Annotated in this window: 17 protein-coding genes; 12 read left to right on the plus strand and 5 right to left on the minus strand. The window is 68.5% G+C overall.

The window, feature by feature from the left end:
* Nucleotides 1–19: 19 nt before the first annotated feature.
* Entirely contained in the window at nt 20–2629 is a 2610-nt protein-coding gene (locus tag FM111_RS12435) for a M14 family zinc carboxypeptidase (RefSeq protein ID WP_087141257.1), read from the plus strand.
* A gap of 121 nt (nt 2630–2750) precedes the next feature.
* On the opposite strand, the gene FM111_RS12440 is transcribed toward FM111_RS12435, so the two are convergent.
* The 4 genes from FM111_RS12440 to FM111_RS12455 form a co-directional block, all read right to left on the minus strand.
* Nucleotides 2751–3092 carry a helix-turn-helix domain-containing protein gene (locus tag FM111_RS12440; RefSeq protein ID WP_087141258.1) on the minus strand — a complete coding sequence of 114 codons (342 nt, stop codon included), beginning with the start codon at nt 3090–3092 and terminating at the stop codon, nt 2751–2753.
* A gap of 76 nt (nt 3093–3168) precedes the next feature.
* Nucleotides 3169–5682, minus strand: coding sequence for a TonB-dependent receptor domain-containing protein (locus tag FM111_RS12445; protein ID WP_087141259.1), 2514 nt, complete (start codon nt 5680–5682; stop codon nt 3169–3171).
* Nucleotides 5683–5776: 94 nt separating this feature from the next.
* The gene (locus tag FM111_RS12450; RefSeq protein ID WP_087141260.1) at nt 5777–6784 is read right to left on the minus strand and encodes a FecR family protein; all 1008 of its coding nucleotides are present in this window, start codon (nt 6782–6784) and stop codon (nt 5777–5779) included.
* Nucleotides 6784–7344, minus strand: coding sequence for an RNA polymerase sigma factor (locus FM111_RS12455; RefSeq protein ID WP_087141261.1), 561 nt, complete (start codon nt 7342–7344; stop codon nt 6784–6786). The genes FM111_RS12450 and FM111_RS12455 overlap by 1 nt, the downstream gene beginning before the upstream one ends.
* Before the next feature lie 157 nt (nt 7345–7501).
* On the opposite strand from FM111_RS12455, the gene FM111_RS12460 reads away from it, so the two are divergent.
* From FM111_RS12460 to FM111_RS12490, 7 genes are all read left to right on the plus strand, one after another.
* Entirely contained in the window at nt 7502–8644 is a 1143-nt protein-coding gene (locus tag FM111_RS12460) for a metallophosphoesterase (protein ID WP_087141262.1), read from the plus strand.
* Nucleotides 8645–9082: 438 nt separating this feature from the next.
* On the plus strand, nt 9083–9709 hold the full coding sequence (locus FM111_RS12465; protein ID WP_087141263.1) for a DUF4129 domain-containing protein: 627 nt from the start codon (nt 9083–9085) through the stop codon (nt 9707–9709).
* Nucleotides 9706–10932: a DUF4350 domain-containing protein gene (locus tag FM111_RS12470; protein ID WP_256968256.1), complete on the plus strand. Its 1227-nt coding sequence runs from the start codon at nt 9706–9708 to the stop codon at nt 10930–10932. Before FM111_RS12465 ends, FM111_RS12470 begins: the two co-directional genes overlap by 4 nt.
* Nucleotides 10919–11875, plus strand: coding sequence for an AAA family ATPase (locus FM111_RS12475; protein ID WP_087141265.1), 957 nt, complete (start codon nt 10919–10921; stop codon nt 11873–11875). The genes FM111_RS12470 and FM111_RS12475 overlap by 14 nt, the downstream gene beginning before the upstream one ends.
* Nucleotides 11872–13188, plus strand: coding sequence for a DUF58 domain-containing protein (locus FM111_RS12480; RefSeq protein ID WP_087141266.1), 1317 nt, complete (start codon nt 11872–11874; stop codon nt 13186–13188). The genes FM111_RS12475 and FM111_RS12480 overlap by 4 nt, the downstream gene beginning before the upstream one ends.
* The gene (locus FM111_RS12485; protein ID WP_256968257.1) at nt 13185–14189 is read left to right on the plus strand and encodes a stage II sporulation protein M; all 1005 of its coding nucleotides are present in this window, start codon (nt 13185–13187) and stop codon (nt 14187–14189) included. The genes FM111_RS12480 and FM111_RS12485 overlap by 4 nt, the downstream gene beginning before the upstream one ends.
* Nucleotides 14179–15060, plus strand: coding sequence for an RDD family protein (locus tag FM111_RS12490; RefSeq protein WP_256968258.1), 882 nt, complete (start codon nt 14179–14181; stop codon nt 15058–15060). The genes FM111_RS12485 and FM111_RS12490 overlap by 11 nt, the downstream gene beginning before the upstream one ends.
* A 13-nt stretch (nt 15061–15073) precedes the next feature.
* On the opposite strand, the gene FM111_RS12495 is transcribed toward FM111_RS12490, so the two are convergent.
* Nucleotides 15074–16045, minus strand: a complete 972-nt coding sequence (locus FM111_RS12495; RefSeq protein ID WP_143276114.1) for a hypothetical protein — start codon at nt 16043–16045, stop codon at nt 15074–15076.
* A 201-nt stretch (nt 16046–16246) separates the two neighbouring features.
* Between FM111_RS12495 and FM111_RS16620 the strand changes: the two genes are divergently transcribed.
* The 4 genes from FM111_RS16620 (at nt 16247) to FM111_RS12515 (ending at nt 20750) form a co-directional block, all read left to right on the plus strand.
* The gene (locus FM111_RS16620) at nt 16247–16468 is read left to right on the plus strand and encodes an MGMT family protein (protein WP_218779217.1); all 222 of its coding nucleotides are present in this window, start codon (nt 16247–16249) and stop codon (nt 16466–16468) included.
* An 89-nt stretch (nt 16469–16557) separates the two neighbouring features.
* On the plus strand, nt 16558–17172 hold the full coding sequence (locus FM111_RS12505) for a glutathione S-transferase family protein (protein ID WP_087141270.1): 615 nt from the start codon (nt 16558–16560) through the stop codon (nt 17170–17172).
* Nucleotides 17169–18698: a VOC family protein gene (locus FM111_RS12510; RefSeq protein ID WP_087141271.1), complete on the plus strand. Its 1530-nt coding sequence runs from the start codon at nt 17169–17171 to the stop codon at nt 18696–18698. The genes FM111_RS12505 and FM111_RS12510 overlap by 4 nt, the downstream gene beginning before the upstream one ends.
* 258 nt (nt 18699–18956) lie before the next feature.
* Entirely contained in the window at nt 18957–20750 is a 1794-nt protein-coding gene (locus tag FM111_RS12515) for an ABC transporter ATP-binding protein (protein WP_087141272.1), read from the plus strand.
* Nucleotides 20751–20862: the final 112 nt, after the last annotated feature.

Genomic DNA, 20862 nt, shown 5'->3' on the forward strand with positions numbered 1-20862 from the left:
TGCATCGAGACCTGATATCATGAGCGTTCGACACGCCCGTTCATCCCTTCGGCGCATCCTGACCGGCGGCGCGGCGGCGGCGATCCTGCTGGGCGCCGTCGCCCTGACGGCGCCCGCCCCCGCCCTGGCCCAGAGCGGCTATTTCTTCCCGCAGGCGGCGGCGGGGGATTTCGACCCCGCCATTCCGACGCCGGAAGCCTTCCTCGGCTATCCGATCGGAACCCACTACACGCGCCACGACCGCATCGTGGACTATCTGCGCGAGCTGGCCCGGCTGTCGGACCGGGTGACGGTCGAGGAGATCGGCCGCAGCTATGAACAGCGGCCCCTGCTGTCCGTGGTCATCACATCTGGCGCCAATCAGGGCCGGATCGACCAGATCCAGCGCGCCCATATCGCGGCGGGCGATCCCGGCGGTCCCGCCGCCACGGCCGGCGCCCCGGTCGTCGTCGGCCTGTTCTACAGCGTCCACGGCAATGAGACCTCCAGCGGCGAGGCGGCCCTGCTGACCGCCTACTACCTCGCCGCCGGGCGCGCGCCCGAAGTGCTGGACTGGCTGGACAAGGCCGTGGTCGTCATCGACCCGGCCCAGAACCCCGACGGTCGCGACCGCGCCGCCAACTGGCACAACGCCTGGAAGAACCAGCCCGCCGTCGCCGATCCGCAGGACAAGGAACACGTCGAGGCCTGGCCCGCCGGGCGCACCAACCACTATTTCACCGACCTGAACCGCGACTGGCTGGCGGTGACGCAACGGGAGACCCGCGCCAAGCTGGAAGCCTTCCACCGCTGGCGGCCCAACATCCAGATCGACTTCCACGAGATGGGCGCGGGCAGCACCTATTATTTCGAGCCCTCGCCCGCCAGCATGGAAAGCCCGCTGCTGCCGCGCGCCAGCTACGAATGGAATGTGACGCTGGCCCGCTATCACGCGCAGGCGCTGGATAGCCTCGGCTCGCTCTATTACACGCGCGAGGTCTTCGACAACTTCTCGCCGGTCTACGGCTCGACCTATCCCGACTTCCACGGCGGGGTCGGGGTGACGGTCGAACAGGCCAGTTCGCGCGGCCTGGTGCAGGACACGGCCAACGGCCCGCTGACCTTCCCCTTCACCATCCGCAACCAGACCAACGTCGGCCTGGCCACCATACGCGGCGCGGTGGCCGAGCGCGCCGGGCTGCAGGCCTTCCAGCGCGACTTCTTCCGCTCGGCCGTCGAACAGGGACGGCGCCATTCCAGTCAGGCCTTCGTCTTCGGCGACGCGGCCGATCCAGGTCTGACGCGCCAGACGCTGGACCTGCTGTTGGCCCACCGCATTCAGGTCCATCCGCTGACCGAGCGGGTGACGCAGAACGGCCGCGCCTATGAGCCGGGCAGCGCCTATGTCGTCCCCTCGGCCCAGCCGCAATTCCGGCTGGTGCACTCCATCTTCGACCGGACGCCGCCGACAAAGGGCAGCGTCTACGGCAGCACCTCCTATTCGGTCGCCCTGGCCTATGGGCTGAAGAGCGACGGCCTGCGCCGCGTCCCCGCCCACGGGTCCGCCGTGACCGAAGCGCCCGTCGCAACCGGCGGCGTCAGCGGGCCGCAGGACGCCTACGCCTATGTCGTCGACTGGCGCGACCTGAACGCCCCGCGCGTTCTGGCGGCCCTGCTGCGCCAGGACGTGCGCGTCCGCGCCGCGTTCGAGCCGCTGACCGCGCGAACGACGGCCGGCGACAGCGCCTTCGGGCGCGGCTCTCTGGTCATCGCCACGGCGGGCCAGCCGCTGGACGCCGCCGCCCTGCGCGCCGCCGTCGACAGGGCCGCGCGCGAGGCGGGCGTGGTCGCCCACGCCGTCTCGACCGGCCAAAGCGTCGCGGGCGTCGATCTTGGTAGCGACAATGTGAAGGTCGTGCGCGCCCCGCGCATCGCTCTGGTCATGGGCGAGGGCGTCAACGCCACCGAAATCGGCGCGACCTGGTTCGCCCTCAGCGAACGGCTGAACTATCCGGCGACCCGGCTGGACCCGTCGCAACTGGGCCGCGTGCCGCTGGGCGATTATGACAGCATCGTCCTGTCCGGCGGCCGCTACGACAACCTGAGCCAGCCGACGGTCGATGCGCTGAAGACCTGGGTGCGCGCGGGCGGCTCCCTGGTGGTGTTCGGCGGCGCCGCACGCTGGGCCGCCGCCAACGGCCTGGCCCCGCAGACCGCCTCTGAAGAGGAGAAGAAGGCCGAGGTCGAGCGCCGAGACTACGCCGATCGCAGCACGATCCAGGGCGAACAACGCACGGCGGGCAACGCCCTGTCGGCCGACGCCGACATCAGCCACCCCTTGGCTTTCGGCTTGTCGCGCCGCGACCTGTTCGTGAACAAGGAGACGGACGTGGTTCTGGCCCCCGTGGCCGATCCCTTCGCCAACGTCGTGCGGATCGAGAACAACCCGCAGGTCAACGGCTACCTGCCCGAAGCGCTACGCGCCAAGGCGGCGGGCTCGGTCTGGGCCCAGGTGAACCCGGTCGGCGCGGGCAATGTCGTCCTGTTCGCCGACGACCCCGCCCACCGCAAATACTGGTTGGGGACCGAGCGCCTGCTGATCAACGCCCTGTTCCTGTCCAACCACCTGGGTGGTTCCGGGCGTCGCTAGACGGAGCGCTCCGCCTGCTCTGAGGCGCCGAAACTCGACTACGGCGGCGGTTTCGCTCCGCACCGCCGTGGCCGTGGACGGGCCAAGCTGAGGCCGATGCCCGAGCCATTCGGCTTGGTCGTCACGAAAGGGGGCGGAAGGTACGTTCAGTGTCCGCAGAGGACACCCTGGGGCCGCCATCGGCGACCTCATCGCTCCGGATCGACGCCTCCAACCGGCTCGGCGACGTCACCGTCAACCGTCGAACCTCCCGGCCGAGATGCGACTGATCGGAAAAGCCGGCGTCGATCGCGACCGCAACCAGGTCCGTCGCCCCCTGCCCCTGCGCCAGGCCATAGGCGACCGCCGCCTCCACGCGCGTATTAGAGCGCAGATCGCGGCGGCTCTGGCCGGTCCAGCCCCTTGATGCGGCGCTGAACCTGACGCGCCCCTCCGCCTCCGGACCGGCGCAACGGCGGCTCAAAGGATACCGCCTGTTCAAGCAGGCGGTGCGACTGCGCCGTCGTCCGGAAACCGGCGACGGCGCAGCCACGGCGTCATCAGAACCTGTAGCGTAGCCCCACGCCATAGGTCGCCGGAGCCCCGACCAGACGCGAGGCGCCGTTCAGCTCCGGGAAGTACACCTCGTCAGTGATGTTGCGGCCATAGGCGTAGACCGCCCAGTCCGCCGCCGTCTGCAGCTCCACACGGGCGTTCAACAGGGTATAGGCGTCCGCCGTATTGCCCGGCGCCGCGTTCAGACGGTTGCTCTCCTCGCCGTGGTGCGAGACCGACACGCGGCTATCCACGCGCCAGCCGTTGTCCAGCACCAGACCGTGGTTCAGAGAAACCGTCGCCGTCACGTCCGGCGCGCCCGGCAGGGGGTCGCCGACGGTCGACAGCACCTCGGCCACGCGCGCCGAGCTGAACGAGATGATCTCCGTGTCCAGGAAGGCGGCGGCGACGTCTAGATCCAGACTCTGGTTCGCGCTTTCGAACAGCACGGCGTTGAGCGCGAACTCGACGCCCTTGCTCTCGGCCTCGCCGACGTTGGCGCGGCCGTTGGTGTCGTTGGCCAATCGGGTCGTCGCCTGCAACTCCTTGAACGAATAGGAGAAGACATCCACCGACAGGCGAAGACGGTTCGTCGTCCAGCGTAGCCCGGCCTCATAGGCGGTGACGGTCTCGGAATCGAACGGCAGGGTCTCGGCCTGGGTGAAGATGGAGGTGCCGTCGAATCCGCCGCCACGATAGCCGGTCCCTGCCGAGACGAAAACGTTCAGGTTCGGCGTGAAGGCGTACTTGGCCGTGATCCGACCCGAGACGTTGTCGTCCTCGAAGGCGCGGTCCCAGATGAAGGGGTTGGTCGTCGCGAAGGTGGTGGTGAAGGTCGAGATGCCCCACGGGTCCAGGTCGTCGTTGCGCCCGCTGAAAGTCGCCTCGTCGCGAGTGTAACGCAGGCCGCCCGACAGGGTCAGCTTGTCGGTCAGATCATAGTCGACCTGGCCGAAGACGGCGAAACTGTTGCGCGTCTGGCTGTGCAGATTGTCGTACTGGGTCCGGGCCGTATAGCTGGTCCAGTGGGTGTCGAAGTCGATGTCGTCCGAGACGTAGAAGGCGCCTACGATCCAGTCCAGACGACCGCCCGTGTCATCGCTCAGGCGCATTTCCAGCGAGGTCTGGCTCAGCGTCTCATCCGCATCGAAGCGCGAGGCCGGATAGGGCGAGCCGTCGCCGTTGCCCTGCACCGAGCGGGTCGTGCCTTGGACATTGCCGATCACCGCCAGGTTCAGGTTGTCGCCCAGGCGATGCTGCAACGCCGCCGACACGCCATAGATGTCGATGCTGTGGGTCGGATACTCCGACGAATAGAACTCGTACGGGTCGTCGTTCTCGCCCGCGTTGGCGATGTTGCTGTCAAGCGCCGCCGAGATGCGGTCGTACTGGCGCGTGTCGCCCCGGTCGCGGCTGCCGAACAGCTTCACCGTCAGATTGGTCTCCGGCGTGAAGTCGAAAGCGACGGTAGCGCGGCCGGCGAACAGATCCTTGTCTCCGAAACCTTCACGGCGGCCCGGATCGACGATGGGCGGAACCTGGGTCTGGGTCACGCCGGTGATGACCGGCTGGAAGCCGGCCAGGTCGCCTGCGCCCGCCCCGGTCATGAAGCCGCCGCCCTGCTCGGCCAGCACGGCCAGGCGCACGCCGACCTTGTCGCTCAGGGGGCCGCCGACGGCCGCCTCCATCGCCAGATAGTCATGGCTGCCGAACTCGAGGCGGCCCGAACCTTCGACCGTCTCGCCCGGTCCCTTGGTGATGGCGTTGATGACGCCGGCCGTGGTGTTGCGGCCGTACAGGGTGCCCTGCGGCCCCTTCAGAATCTCGACCCGGTCCAGGTCGAACAGAGGCATGCCCAGATAGGCGTTCGAGGTCTGATAGACGCCGTCGACGTGCAGGGCGACCGAGGGGTTGCCGTTGGGCTTGTAATCGTCGGCCCCGCCGATGCCCCGGATGCTGATCATGCCGTAGTTGGCGCCGCCGAAGGCGTAGTTCACCGACACGCCCGGAACCTCGTCCACCAGGTCGGTCACGCTGTCGATGCCGCGACGAAGGGCGTCTTCGCCGTTCAGCATGGTGACGGCCAGCGGCACGTCCTGGATACGTTGGGCGCGCTTCTGGGCCGTGACGATCACGTCCTCGATCGCGGTGACGCCCTCGGATCCGAGATCGGCATGGGCGACCGCAACAGAAAAGGTGCGCGCGCCGACCGGCGTCACGGTCAGGCCCGTGCCCTCCACCATACGACGCAGCGCCTCGGCGGGCGCCAGGACGCCGACCACGCGGTTGGCGCGACGACCGCGCACGGCCTCCGGCGCGAACAGCACCTGCACGTCGGCGGTGCGCGCCAACGTCGTCAACGCCTCTTCCATCGACTGGCTCTCGATGGCGAAGGAGACGGCTGCGCCGCCGCTCGGCGACTGGGCCAGAGCCGGCGTCGCCGCCGCGACCGCAGCGACGGCCGAACAGGCCAGCAGCATGCGCTTGAAGGCGCCGGCGCGCGGCTTGGAAATGAACATGATAGCCCCTGAGATCTGGTCAGCCGCTCGTCGGCGGCTCCCCCTCAGAAACGGAGGCCTCTCCACAGACCCCCACCCCGTCGTGGAAATTTCATCAAAGCGCAGCCGTTCCGTCAGACGCTTTTTCGGGAGATCCGATGCGCCAGTCCCCGTCCGGCGTGCGCCGCACCGACAGGCCGAACCCGCGCGCCAGGGCCAGGGCGAACTCCTGCCCGCCGTCATAGCGGAAGGAGCCTGAGATACGGATTTCCCCCGCCGCTGCATCCGTCAACGTCAGCCGCTCCGCCGAATAGCGGTTGAAGCGTTCGACCACCTCGCGAAGCGGACGGTCCCGTACGACCAGGCGCCCCATCCGCCAGGCCGTTTCGGCCTCGACATCAGCCGGCGCGGCGCGCAATTCGTCGCCGCGCGCCAGCCCGCCCTGCCCGGCCGTCAACATCAGGGCTGCGCCCACACCGCCTCTTTCCGCCACCCGCAGCCGCCCCTGCTCGACCACCGCCTCCGGCCGTCGATCCGCATGGGTCGCCTGGAAACGTCCCTGTTCGGTCGCCATCAACCGATCGCCGACGCGCAGGACGAAGGGCGCGGCGTCGGGCTGAATGTGGAAATAGGCCTGTCCCGCTTCCAGCACCGCCGCGCGACGTTCGGCGCCGTAGTCCAGGCGCAACCGGGACGACGGCGCCAACGTCACCTCCGACCCGTCCGGCAGAGACGCGGTCAGCCGCTGCCCCGCCTCGGTCACGATCAGCGCCCGCGCCGGTGACGACGCCGTCATCACCCACAACCCGCCGCATGACGCAGCAATGGCCCCGCCGGTCAGACCCAACAGGGCGCGACGCCGCGTCGTCCCCCGGTCAGCACGCCCCAGGGCGGCGGCGCGCAGGGCCAGCACCTCGGGCTGTCCCGCCTCAAGCTCCAGCATCCGCCACGCCTGCTGGCACGCGCGATAGTCGTGGATATGGCCGGGATCTTCGTCCAGCCAATGCCGGAAGGCGATCTCGTCCTGAGGGCTGGGCGCATCGCCGCCGTTCATGCGCGCGAACCAGAAGGCGGCCGGATCGGCCGTTTCCGCGTCGTCGGGTCGGAGATGAATCGGCGACATCAGCGATCCCCCTCGACCAGGTCCACCCTGAGCGCCGACATCGCCCGCACCATGTGCTTCTCGACCGCACTGACCGAAATGCCCAGGCGACGGGCGATCTGCGGATAGGTCAGGTTCTCGAACCGGCGCAGGATCACCACCGCCCGCGCCCGCGGCGGCAGGGCGTCCAGCGCCGCCAGCATCCGTTTCAAACGCTGCCTCCCCGCAATGATCTGTTCGGCGTCGGGCGCGTCATATTCGGCCAGCGCGTCATTGATCTCGACGTGCAGGCCCTGCCCCCGCGCCTGCTCATAACGCCCCCGATCCCGCGCGATGTTGGCCGCCGCCTCGAAGACATAGCCGTCGACGTTCTGCAGACTCATCAGATCCGCGCGGCGCATCAGGCGCAGAAACAGATCCTGAACCATCTCCTCCGCATCCGCCGGCGACGTCGACCGCCGCAGGAAGAAGCGCGTCAGCGGCGCCCGCAGTCGCCGTGTCAGCGCCGCGAATCCCTCGTCGCACGTCAGGGCGGACGTCGCATCGTCCCCGTCGAAAGGCTGGCTTGGCTGTTGGTTCACGCCGCGCCCAATGGCGCCGCAGCGTCACCGCCTCATGTCGGTCGCACGACATTTCCGTATCAGCGCGCGTCCGACGCGCTCAGCGACGTCGCCGCAGCCAAAGCGTCACACAGCGTCGCTAAGGGCGGCTGCATCACTGCTTCGGGATGCTCCACCTATGACGACGTTCAAACACCTGGGCGCAGCGGTCGCCTTCAGCGCGGCGCTGCTGGGCGCGGCGGTTCCGGCCTGGGCCGAGGTCTTCACCATCGCCGTCGTCTCGGACACCCAGAACTACGCCGACGTCACCCTGCCCCAACCGCGCGGCGCCGCCACCTTCGACCAGCAGATGCGCCATCTGGTCGAGACACGCCAGGACAAGAACCTAGCCTTCGTCACCTTCGTCGGCGACATCGTCCAGCACGGCGACGGCCAGTTCCGACGCGCCATCCCCGACGCCGAGGGCGAATACCAGGTCTTCGACACGCGCGAGGAATGGGACATCGCCAACCGCGCCGTCTCGATCTTGACTGACAGCGGCCTGCCGTTCGGCATGGTTCCCGGCAACCACGACTACGACAACTATTCATGGCGAGGCTACGACGGCGTCTCCGAACCGCTGGCGGGCGGCCGCGCCTGGAACTTCTACTTCGGCCCGCAGTCGCGCCATTTCATGGGCAAAGCCTGGTACGGCGGCGCCTCGACGAACGGCTTGAACAGCTTCCAGACCTTCACCGCCGGCGGCCTGTCCTTCCTGCACCTGTCGCTGGAGATGCAGCCGCCGCAGACCGCGCTCGACTGGGCCCAGGGCGTGATCGACGCCCATCCCGACACGCCCGTCATCGTCACCACCCATGAATGGCTGAAGCCTGACGTTCAGGAGCGATCCAACGGCTACGACAGCTATTTCGCGGGCGCCGACAACCTGCCGCCCGATCAGGTCTGGGATCGTTTCATTCGCAAGAACGCGATGATCTTCATGGTCCTGAGCGGGCACAACTACACCCGCCCGGTCGAAGGGGTGTCCAACGGCGAGAACCTGCGAATCGACCGCAACGAGGCGGGCCATCCCGTCTATCAGCTGATCCAGGACTATCAGGGCAACACGGTCGGACCGGACGGCCAGGCCGGATCAGCCAACGGCGGCGCAGGCTGGCTGCGTTTCATGGCCTTCGACACCGAGACCCGCACCATCCGCTTCCATACCTATTCGACGCTTCTGGACCGTTACGCGGGCCGCGACGGCGAGGCGACCTTCGGCGTCGCGCCCGAGCGTTCAGAGTTTGAACTGCCTTTCCCGCCCCAACTTCGGCCCATGTGACCCATCAGGTTCATAGGCGCCGAAGTCAGCTTCCGGCCTAGCCATAAAAGACCAACTGGACCTTCAGAACCATCCGGTTGGTCGTCACGCTCAACATCTGTTCAGTGACGGATGATGGAGCGGGCAATGACGTCTCGAGAGCATGAACGCGTCCCTCACCAGCCGAAAAAGAGACCCCGGCTGTTCGAGGGCGATGATGTGGCCGAAGGCGGAGTTTCTCGCTCGACAGCGCTGACCCAGGTGTGGGTGCTGCCCGTCTGCGTCCTCGTTGCGGCGGCCGTCATCGGCGTCGTCGCCGTTTCAAACAGCTGAGGTCGCCGTCTCCTTCGCGATGGAGCGCATGGGCAGGCCCGAACATCCCCCTAGCCGTGCGACCTGTCGGTTGACTTGACCGTCTCCGGCTCTATGGCTTGAAGCATGGGGTCGAGGAACGTTGGAATGCAGGGAGAGGCCTCGGCTTCCAACGAAACGATCCCGCAGGCGCACGCCGCCCTGCTGAACGATCCGTCGTTTCAGTTCGACCGCGCCAATTTCGACCCGCCGCAGACTCCCGGCTGGCTGCGCTGGATCGGCGAGACGCTGCAGTTCCTGGCGCCGATGCTGAAATGGGTGTTCTGGATCGGGCTGGCCCTGCTGGCGGGGCTGATCCTCTACGCCATCGTGCGCGAGATCCTGCGGCTGCGGAAACCCGCCGCCAAGCCCGACAAGCCTGCGACGCCGGTCGATGCCGACTGGCGGCCGGACGTTCAGACGGCCCGCGATCTGCTGGCCGAGGCCGATGCGCTGGCCGCACGCGGACAATACGCCGACGCCGCCCACCTGTTGTTGCTGCGCAGCGTGCAGGACATCGAAAAACGCCAGCCGCGCGCGCTGCGGGTGTCGTTGACCGCGCGCGAAATCGCCCGCCTGAAAGCCTTGCCCGAGGCGGCGCGACCCGCCTTTGAACGGATCGGCCGGGTGGTCGAACGCAGCCTGTTCGGCGGCGCCGCCGTGGACGCCCAGGATTTCGCCGACTGTCGCCAGGCCTATGAGGCCTTCGCCCTGCCCGAGGGCTGGCGCGCATGAGCCGTTCCGCCAAGGCGGCCGGGAACGCCTTTTCACCCGTCGTCCTCATCAGCTTGCTGCTGGTCAGCGTCGTAGCCCTGGCCGGGCTGGGCGTGCTGTCGGCCTATGCGCCCGAACTGAAGTCCGGCGACGACGGCGGCGGCCACGCCCTGTCGCGCAGCTCGACCGGATTCGGCGCGGCGCCGGTGCTGCTGCGAAACCTCGGCGTGCCGGTGACGATGAGCCGAGGCCCCCTGACGCCCTCTTCGGACGAAAGCCTGCTGGTGCTGACGCCGACGCCCGACGCCAAGCCCGAACAGATCGACGACATCAACCATGCCGGCGCGACCCTGATCGTCCTGCCCAAATGGAGCGCGGCGCCCGACCCCGAACACCCTGGCTGGGTTCGCACAATGGGCCTGCTGCCCGCCCAGGCCTCGCTCGCGCCGCTGAGCGAACACCTGCGTCAGGGCGCCCGCCTGCAATCGCGCGACGGCCGCGCGGCCGTCGCCTTGAAACGCCCCGACGGCACGCCCTTCGGCGCGCCGGTGGATGTCGATGCGCTGAAGACCCTGTCAGGCCCCGACTGGGTCCCTGTCGTGACGGACGATCAGGGTCGCCCGGTTCTGGCCATGCACGCGACCACGCGAGTCTATGTGCTGGCCGACGCCGACCTGCTCAGCACCCACGGGCTGAAGACGCTGAATGGGGCGCGCACGGCCGTCGCCCTGCTGGACGTCGTGCGAGCGGAAGACGCGCCGGTCATCTTCGACCTGACGCTGCACGGGATGCAGCGCACGCGCAGCCTATTACGGCTGATGCTGGAGCCGCCGCTGCTGGGCATGACGCTGGTGCTGGCGGCGCTGGCGGTCTTCGCCGGCTATCAGGCCGTCGTGCGTTTCGGCCCCGCGCGCGAGAGCGGCCGCGTCATCGCCCTGGGCAAGCGCGGGCTGGCCGACAATACGGCGGGGCTGGTGCGGCTGGCTCGGCGCGAACATCACATGGCTGCGCCCTACGCCCTGCTGACCCGCGCCGCCGTGGCCCGCGCCATCGGCGCCCCGCGCCGCCTGAGCGAGGACGAACTCGACGCCTTCCTCGACCGCGTCAGCCGGACCACCGGCGCGCACGCGACCTATTCCGCCTTGGCTGATCAGGCCAGGGCGGCCAAAACCCCCGGCGACCTGATGCGGGTCGCCGCCGCCCTCTATCGCTGGAACCAGGAGCTGACCCGTGCACGTCAATGAGGTGAAGACGATCGCCGAGCGCATCCGCGCCGAGATCGCCAAGGCCGTGGTGGGCCAGGACGGCGCAGTCGACCTGTTGCTGACCGCCCTGTTCGCGGGCGGCCACGTCCTGCTGGAAGGCCCGCCCGGCACGGCCAAGACCCTGTTGGCCCACAGCTTCGCCCGCTCGGTCGGGCTGGACTACGGCCGCATCCAGTTCACGCCGGACCTGATGCCGGGCGACATCCTGGGGTCGAACCTGTTCAACTTCCAGACGTCCAGCTTCACCCTGACGCGCGGGCCGATCTTCTGCGAGCTGCTGCTGGCCGATGAGATCAACCGCACCCCGCCCAAGACCCAGGCCGCCCTGCTGGAAGCCATGCAGGAGCGCAACATCACCATCGACGGCCAGGCCCATGCGCTGAGCCCGCGCTTCACCGTCGTCGCCACCCAGAACCCGATCGAGCAGCAGGGCACCTATCCCCTGCCCGAGGCGCAATTGGACCGCTTCCTGTTCAAGCACGTCCTCGACTATCCCGACCTGGAGCAGGAGCGCGCCATCATCGCCGCCCACGGGTCGCGCACCGGCCAGATGGACCCGATCGCCCTGGGCGTCGAGACCGTGGCCGAGGCCCCCGCCATCGCCGCCGCCGTGGACGCTGTGGCCCAGGTGCGGCTGACGGACGAGGTCGTCGGCTACATCGCGGCCCTGGTGCGGGCCACGCGCGATTCCGCCGATGTGGAGACGGGCGCCTCGCCGCGCGCGGGGGCCATGCTGGCTGTCGCCGCCCGCGCCCGCGCCGCCTTGGACGGTCGCGACTACGTCATTCCTGACGACGTGAAGGCGTTAGCGATCCCGGCCCTGCGCCACCGCCTGGTGCTGTCGCCCGCGGCCGAGATCGAGGGCCGCCGCGTCGAGCAGGTGCTGGCCGGCCTGGTGGATCAGGTGGCGGCGCCCCGGTGATCTATCCCAGCCGACGTGCGGTGACGGTGCTGGCGGCGGGAGCGCCCGTCGCCCTGCTGGCCGGCGTGCTGACGCCCGTCGGCTGGCTGGCCGGTCCGGTCTGGATCGCGGGCGTGACGGCGCTGTTCGCGCTGGACGCCCTGCTGACCGGTTCCCGCTCCGGCCTGACGCTGGACGCGCCCGAGCCGGTGCGCGCCGCCGTCGGGCGACCGGGCCTGGTCGGGCTGACGGCGCGCTTCGCGCCGCAAGGCCGCGCACCGCATCAGGTCGAAGCCGCCCTGTCGGGCGAGGCCAAGCTGGGCGTGGACGACACCCCGCGCCAGGCCGGGGTCCGCGACCATATCGCCGTCCTCGCCTTCCCCTTCACGCCCGAGCGACGCGGCGACGCGGCCCTGCATGAGCTTTGGGTGCGCTGGCGCGGACCGATGGGTCTGACCTGGAAGCAGAAGACGTTCCGCCTGGATCTGTCGGCGCCGGTGCTGACCGATCTGCAGTGGGTGCGCGATCAGGCGGTGCGCCTGTTCGCTCGCGACGCCCTGTTCGGATCCAAGGCCCAGTTGGACATCGGCGAAGGCGCCGAGTTCCAGGCCCTGCGCGACTATCAGCCCGGCATGGACCGGCGCGCCATCGACTGGAAGCAGTCAGCCCGCCACGCCGCCCTGCTGGCCAAGGAATTCCGCACCGAGCGCAACCATAACGTCATCATGGCCCTGGACTGCGGACGCGCCGCCTGCGAGCCGGTCGGCGGAATGCCGCGGGTGGACCGCTTCATCCATGCGGCCCTGCTGCTGTCCTACGCCTGCCTGCGCTCGGGCGACCGGGCGGGCCTGTTCGCCTTCGATTCCCGGCCGCGCCTGTCGACCGGCGCCGTCGGCGGCATGAACGCCTTCCGCACCCTGCAGACCGTCGTCGGCCGGGTCGACTATTCGACGCACGAGACCAACTACACCCTGGCCCTGGCCACCCTGTCGGGACAGCTTCAGCGCCGATCTCTGATCGTGGTCTTCACCGACTTCACCGACTCCACCGCCGCCGAGCTGATGATCGAGTCTCTGGGCCGGTTGCTGAAACGCCACCTGGTGCTGTTCGTCGTTCTGCGCGACGAAGAGTTGGAGGGTCTTGCCGCCGCCGCGCCAGAAACGGCCGAGGACGTGTCGCGCGCCGTCGTGGCCGCCAGCCTGCTGCGCGAACGTGAAACGGTCATCAGCCGTCTGCGCCGCATGGGCGCCCACATCGTCGACGCCCCCGCCGATCAGGTCGGGCCCGAGGCGGTCAACGCCTATCTGGACCTGAAGCGGAGGGATCTGCTGTGACCGACGCCCCCCTGCTGAAAAGCCAACGCTTCCGCCAGGCGCGCGAAGACGACTGGCGCCGCCTGGAACGGTTGATGGACAAGGCCGAAAAGGGCTCGGCGTCCAAACTGACTGACGAAGAGATTCTGGCCGTGCCGGTGCTGTACCGCTCGACCCTGTCGGCCCTGTCGGTGGCGCGCGAGACGTCGTTGGACCAGGGGCTAATCGACTATCTGGAGACGCTGTCGGCGCGAGCCTACTTCTTCGTCTACGGCTCGCGGGCGACGCTGCGCGACCGGCTGACCGCCTTCTTCCGCCATGACTGGCCCGCCTCGGTCAAAGGCCTGTGGCGCGAGACCCTGGTGTCCGCCGCCCTGATGCTGCTGGGCGCCGTGGTCGGCGGCTGGCTGGTGATGCACGATCCCGAGTGGTTCTACGCCTTTGTGCCGGGCGACCTGTCCGGAGGCCGCGATCCGGGCGCCTCGACCGCGACCTTGCGCGCCACGCTGGACGGGACCGAGAACGCCGACGGCCTGTCGGTGTTCGCGGCCTTCCTGTTCACCCACAACGCCAAGGTCGCCCTGTTCGCCTTTGCGCTGGGCTTCGCCCTGTGTCTGCCGACCGGACTGCTGATCCTCTACAACGGCGCGACGCTGGGCGCCTTCTTCGCCCTGTTCGCCAGCCGCGGCCTGGGGGTCGAGCTGGGCGGCTGGCTGCTGATCCACGGCGTGACCGAGCTGTTCGCCGTCATCCTGGCCGGCGCCGCGGGTCTGAAGATCGGCTGGGCCGTCGCCTTCCCCGGCCGGGCGCACCGACTGGACGCCGCCGTTCAAGCCGGACGAACCGCAGGCGTGGTCATGGGCGGGGTCATCGTCATGCTGCTGCTCGCCGGTTTGCTGGAGGGCTTCGGGCGGCAACTGATCGCCGACACCGGCCTGCGCTACGCCGTGGCGGGCGTGACGGCCCTGATCTGGGGGCTCTACTTCTATGGTCCGAGACGGGAGGCGTCTCGTGTCCGCTGACGCCGCGAAGATCGACAAGACCGAGCGCCCCTTCATCACGCCCGAGGGCGTCGACCTGCGGCTGAACATCGGCGACGCGGGGCAAAGGGCGGCGGCCTTCCTGCTGGACGCCGGAATCATCATCGGCGTGCTGATCGCCTTCACCCTGGCCCTGATCTTCACCGGCGTCGGCGCCATAGGCGCAGCCGGGCAGGCGGGCGCGGAACTGGTCGCGGTGCTGTGGCTGGTGGTCTTCTTCCTGCTGAGGAACTTCTACTTCACCGCTTTCGAGCTGTCGGCCGCCGCCGCCACGCCCGGCAAACGGGCGATGGGCCTGCGCGTCGCCTCACGCGACGGCGGGCGGCTGCGGGCGGAATCGGTGTTCGCACGCAACGCCATGCGCGAGCTGGAGGTCTTCCTGCCGCTGTCGCTTCTGGTGACGCAGGCGGGTCAGGGCGGGGTCGACAGCTGGATGTATCTGCTGGCCTTCGTCTGGGCGGCGATCTTCGTCTTCTTCCCCCTGTTCAATCGGGACCGGTTGCGCCTGGGCGACCTGGTCGGCGGCACCTGGGTGGTGCGCACCCCACGCCGCAAGCTGACCCGCGACATGGCCGACGACGGGTCGGAACAACTGGCGAGGTATGACTTCACCCTGGCGCAGTTGGACGCCTATGGGGCCAAGGAGCTGCACGTTCTGGAATCCGTCCTGCGCACCGGCGAGCGCAAGACCATGCGCGCCGTCGCCGACCGCATCATGGTGAAAATCGGATGGTCGCGCGATCCACACCAGACCGACCGCGACTTCCTCAGCGCCTATTACGCCGCCGTGCGTGGGCGGCTGGAGCAGAAGCTGCTGATGGGCGTGCGGCGTCGCGACAAGCACGACGTCTGACGCCGCGGCCCCATCAGTCGAAGACGGCGGCCAGGGCCTCAGGCCCCGCACCTTCCTTGACGGTCCGCAGTTCGTAATAGAGCGCCGCCACCCCGGCCGAAGCGACCACCGCCGACAGGATGTTGACCACCACGCCGGACGCCGCATTGACCCACAGATTCGGACTGCCGTCGAAGAAGCCGCCGCCGGTCGCCAGACCGAGCGCGCCGACCGCCGCCCCGATGATCCACGACAGGATCACATAGATGACCATCAGGCCGAACACGTTCCAGCGATAGCCGCGCGTCAGATCGCGACTGCGTTGCAGGCTCTCTAACACGCCCCTCTTCTCGACCACCACGGCGGGCGAGGCGACCGACCACATCACCGAAAGGATCACGCCGGGCACGATCAGGGCCAGATAGCCCAGTCCCGCGCCCAGGGCGGCGATGATGGCCAGCCCCAGCAGCGGCAGAAACATCTTCACGCCGACATCGAACGCCTGGCCAAAGGAGGTCGTCTTGCCGTTGAAGCCGTTGACCGCAGCCTTCATGACCATGCCCTGAAGCATGTAAAGGCCCACCAGATAGAACACCCAGCCCGCCGCCATCGTCAGGAATCCGACGGCGGCGCCGCCGGTGACGGCCGTGCTCTGGCCCAGGCCCATGACGGCGCTGGGCGCCCCGACCATGACCGTCGCCGCGCCGAAAAAGATCGCTGCGTTTTCGCGAATGGTCGTGAAGGTGCGCTGGATCACCCGACCGAGGTCGAACTGGCCGCCCCGGCTGGCGGCCTGCCCCGTCCAGGTCGGCGGGGCGACCGCCTGAAGCACGAAGATCTCGGTCGCCTGCAGATCCGCGCCGGGGACGAAATCGACCTTCTGCCCGCGCGTTAGCGGCAAGGATGTCCGCACCTGCGTGACATTGAACAGATAGCGCGCCGTATCATCGCCCAGGATCGCGCCCATCCCGGTCGCCTGATCGAATGTAAGAATCTCGCCACGCATGATCGTCCCCCAGTGCTCCCATGTAGGGCTACTGGGACTGCGCCGGATTGACCAGAGCGACGACCGATGAATTTCAGAACGCTCGGCTTCCCAGGCCCCCATCAACCGGGGTCGCCCTCATCTTCAGCCCATGAAGCCGGCGCCTCCTGCGTCTGACGTCATGCCCTCCTAGCTTCGGCCCATCAGGGGATCGGACACGCCGTGCCTGCCCGTCTCGATGCGTCCGGCCAGGCGACGCTCAAAGCCGCGCTCAGCGGTGAAGGTCAGCCCCGCTGCCCTGCAGCCGCCACGTCTGGGTGCGCTGCGCCCCTAGACGCCATCGGTCGCGCCAACGCCCTCACCCCAATCTCCATCATCCTGCCCTGCCACCACGTCATTGCGGCCGATGGAAGCATGACGGGCTACAGCGCCGGACTCTGCTGACGCTGGACGCCGCCGCAGCTCTGGCGCCGGTTCCACCTCCCGGCCTTCGGCGCTAGTGTCGCAGCCGAACCGCAACTGGATCCGCTTTCATGACCACCCTTTACTTCGCTCCAGGCGCCTGCTCGCTGGCTCCGCATATCGTTCTGGAATGGATAGGCGCGCCCTATTCGGCGGTGAAAGTGGGCTATGGCTCGCCCGAACTGCTGGCCGTGAACCCGGCCGGCGCGGTGCCGACGCTGATCGAGGACGATGGCTGGCTGCTGACCCAGGCTGGAGCCGTTCTGGACTACCTCGCCGCCAAGCACCCCGAGGCGGACCTGGCCGGCGGCCACAGCCTGCGCGAAGTCGCTGAATCCCACCGCTGGTCGTCCTTCTTCACGGGCGACCTTCACCCGGCCTTCTTCCCGGTCTTCATGCCCTACCGCTACACCACCGGCGGCGAGGCTGAACGCGCGCAAGCGGTAGAGGCCGGCCACGCCCTGGTGCGCAAGCAACTGACGATCCTGAACAACCACCTGACCGATAAGGAATGGGTGCTGGGCCGCCGTTCGGTGATCGACGCCTATGCCTTCCCGATGATCCGCTGGGCCATCGCGCGCGTCCCAGGCGGATTGGCCGACTTCCCACACGTCCAGGCTCTGCACGATCGCCTGGCCGCCGACCCCGCCGTTCAGAAGGTTCTGGCCGACGAGGCCGCTGCGTGACCACGGGCCTGCACCACGTCACCGCCATCACCGCGTGCGTCCAGGCCAATGTCGACTTCTATGTCGGCTTTCTGGGGTTGAAACTGATCAAGCGAACCGGCGGCTATGAAGACGCTGAACAGCTTCACCTCTTCTATGGCGACGCCGTCGGCAGCCCCGGCAGCGTCGTCACCTTCCTGGTCTGGGAAGCCGGCGCTTCGGGCCGCGTCGGCCATGGCCTGGCGGCCGAGATCGCCTTCGCCGTGCCGGCCGCCAGCATCGGCGACTGGCTGACTCGCGCCATGAGCGCCCGCATCCCTGTCGAAGGCCCGACGCGCGAGTTCGGCGAGCCGGTGCTGAGGCTGAAAGACCCGGACGGCGTCATCATCAAGCTAGTGGGCGCCGCCCTGCCCGCCGCCGCGCCCCTGGCCGATCCGATCGCGCCGACGCGTCTGCGCGCCGTTACCCTGTTCACCGAAAAACCGGAAGAGACCGCCGACTTCGTGGCCCGTTTCGGCTACCGCCGCGGCCCGGTCGAGGGCGCCGTCCAGCGCATGATCTCGGACACGGATGTCGTCGATGTGCGCGCCGTCACCGGCTATGTGCCGGGCGTTCCGGGCGCTGGAACCATCGACCACACCGCCTTCCGCGCGCCGGACGTGGACGCCGTTCGCGCCATGCGCCTGTCGCTGGGCAAGGCCAACGGCGTCACCAACGTCCATGACCGGCAGTATTTCCTCTCGCTATATGTCCGCGACCCGGCCGGTCTGTTGATGGAATACGCCACCGACGCCCCCGGCTACACGGCCGACGAACCGCTGGAGACTTTGGGCGAGGCCCTGCTCATGCCGCCCGGCGACGCCGCGCGCGCCGAAGACCTGAAGGTCATGCTGCCGCAGTTCGCCTTGCCGGGAGAACCGCGCCCGCCGCACCGAGACCTGCCCTTCGTACACCGCTTTCACACGCCCGAAGATCCCGACGGTTCGGTGATCGTCCTGCTGCATGGCACGGGCGGCAATGAAGCGGACTTGATGCCGCTGGCCCATCGGCTGAACCCGCGCGCCACCCTTCTGGGCGTGCGCGGCCGCGCGACCGAGGAAGGCGTCAACCGCTGGTTCCGGCGCTTCGAGCCGACTCGCTACGACCAGGCTGACATCCGCGCGGAGGCCGGAGCCTTTGTCGCCTTCGTCGACGGCGCCGTCAGCGGCTATGGCCTGGATGCCGACCGCCTGACGTTCCTCGGCTTCTCCAACGGGGCCAACCTGCTGGGCGCCATCCTGCAACTGCACCCCGGCCTCGTTCGCCGCGCCATTCTGATCCGCGCCATTCAGGTGTTGGAGGCGGCCCCGGCGGCGGACCTGGCCGGAGCCCGTGTGCTGCTGTTGACCGGCGCGCGCGATCCCTTCGCCGAAATGGCCGCGGGGCTGGAGACCGCCTTGCGCCAGGATGGAGCCGAACTCGACGCCCGCATCATCGAAGCCAATCATGCTCTGGCTCCAGATGACCTCGTCGCCGCGCGGGATTGGCTTTCGACCTTCGCGCCCTGATGACGGCCCTCGGGCCAGACAAAAGGCCAGAGCGTCGGAAAGCATTGTCGTCGAAATCTGGACCTGCTACTTGTGAAGCGTCCAGTTGTTCTTGGGAAAAGGAGGGCATGATGATCGACAAGACCACGCCCGCCTGCGGGTTCCCGATGGTCTTCGGCCGCCGCGGCCGCTGACGCCCCCCTTGCGGCTCTGTGTTGAGCTGCTCCCCTGATCGTTGCTGACACAAGGACCGCGCGGATCTGCGCGGTTGTTCTTTTCATGACCGACTATGATGACGCCGACGCGCGCCTGCGCGCGTCCGTGCTGCGCAAGGTGCTCGCCTTCACCTTCCGCCTGTGGCGCCGAACCCCATTGCTGGCCGTCGCCTGCGCCGGGACGATGTTGCTGGCGACCCTCACGGAAGTCTTCGCCCCGCTATACGCCGGGCGCATCATCGACGCAGCGGGACGCGGCGACGTCGGCGCCGCCTGGGCGGCCTTCGCCGTCATCACCGCCCTGGGCGCCGCGATGGTCGTGCTGCGCCACCTCGGCTGGTGGGCGATCACGCCCCTGACCCTGAAGATGATGCAAGACGTGACGCAGGAAGGCTTCGCCCGCGTCCAGCGACTGTCGACCGACTGGCACGCCAACGCCTTCTCGGGCTCGACCGTCCGTCGGATCACGCGGGGCATGTGGGCGCTCGACACGCTGAACGACGTGTTGCTGCTCTCGCTTCTGCCGTCGCTGACGGTGCTGGCGGGGACGGTCATCCTGCTGGCGCTGCACTGGCCGATCCTGGGCCTCGTGATGGGCGTCGGCGCGATCGCCTATATCGCCCTGACCGTCGGCCTGGCGACGCAGGTGCTCGCGCCGACCGCGCGGCTGTCGAACCAGTGGGACACCCGGATCGGAGGCGTATTGGCCGATGCGATCGGCGCCAACGCCGTGGTCAAGGCTTTCGGCGGCGAGGCGCGCGAAGAGGCCCTGCTGGCGAAGACCGTGGCCAAATGGCGCAAGCGAACGCATCGGACCTGGATGGCCTTCACCTGGGCCGGCTCGGGACAGATCGCGCTTCTGTGGTTGATCCGGCTGGCGGTCACGGGCGTGGCGCTGTGGCTGTGGATGCGCGGTCAGGCCAGCGCCGGCGACATGGCCTATGTCATCACCAGCTATCTGGTCCTGAACGGCTATCTGCGCGACATCGGCATGCACATTCACCAGCTTCAGCGTTCGGTGAACGAGATGGAGGAGTTGGTTCAGCTTCATCAGGAGCCGCTGGGCGTCCCCGACCAGACCGATGCGCAGCCGATCCAGGTCAGAGACGGCGCCATCCGTTTCGACGGCGTCACCTTCCACTACGCCGGACAGGAAAGGCCGCTGTTCCGAAATCTCGACGTCGCCGTTCCTGCGGGACAGCGCGTCGGACTGGTGGGACGCTCGGGCTCCGGCAAAACCAGCTTCGTCAAGCTGGTCCAGCGGCTCTATGACGTCGATGAAGGCCGAGTGACGATCGACGGACAGGACGTGGCCCACGCGACCCAGGCGTCCCTGCGCCGTCAGGTCGCGATCGTGCCGCAGGAGCCGATCCTCTTCCATCGGTCGATCGCCGACAACATCGGCTATGGCCGCCCCGGCGCCACGCCCGAAGACATCGAACGGGCCGCGCGCCTCGCCAATGCGCACGACTTCATCGCCCGCCTGCCGAAGGGGTATCAGACCCTGGTGGGCGAGCGGGGGGTCAAGCTGTCCGGCGGCGAACGCCAGCGCGTGGCTATCGCGCGGGCCTTCCTGGCGGACGCGCCGATCCTGATCCTGGACGAAGCGACGTCCAGCCTCGATTCCGAGAGCGAGGCGGCGATCCAGGAGGCGATGGAGCGGCTGCTGCTCGGCCGCACCGCCATCGTCATCGCCCACCGGCTGTCGACCGTCCGGGCGCTGGACCGCATCCTTGTCTTCTCAGGCGGCGAGATCGTCGAAGATGGAACCCATGACGCCCTGCTCCAGACCGGCCACGGCCACTATCGGCGACTGTTCGAGCGCCAGTCAGGAAAGACGCCCGAGATCATGGAGTAGGACAAGGCGACGAGGGCGAGATTTCACCAGACGCCCGACGTTTGTCGGAGAGCATCAGGCCCCGCAGTCTCGGCTGTGGGGCCGCACCTACCCAAAGACTCTCTGTTCCCTT

This window comes from Brevundimonas diminuta 3F5N (assembly GCF_900163625.1).
Lineage (GTDB): Bacteria > Pseudomonadota > Alphaproteobacteria > Caulobacterales > Caulobacteraceae > Brevundimonas > Brevundimonas diminuta_A.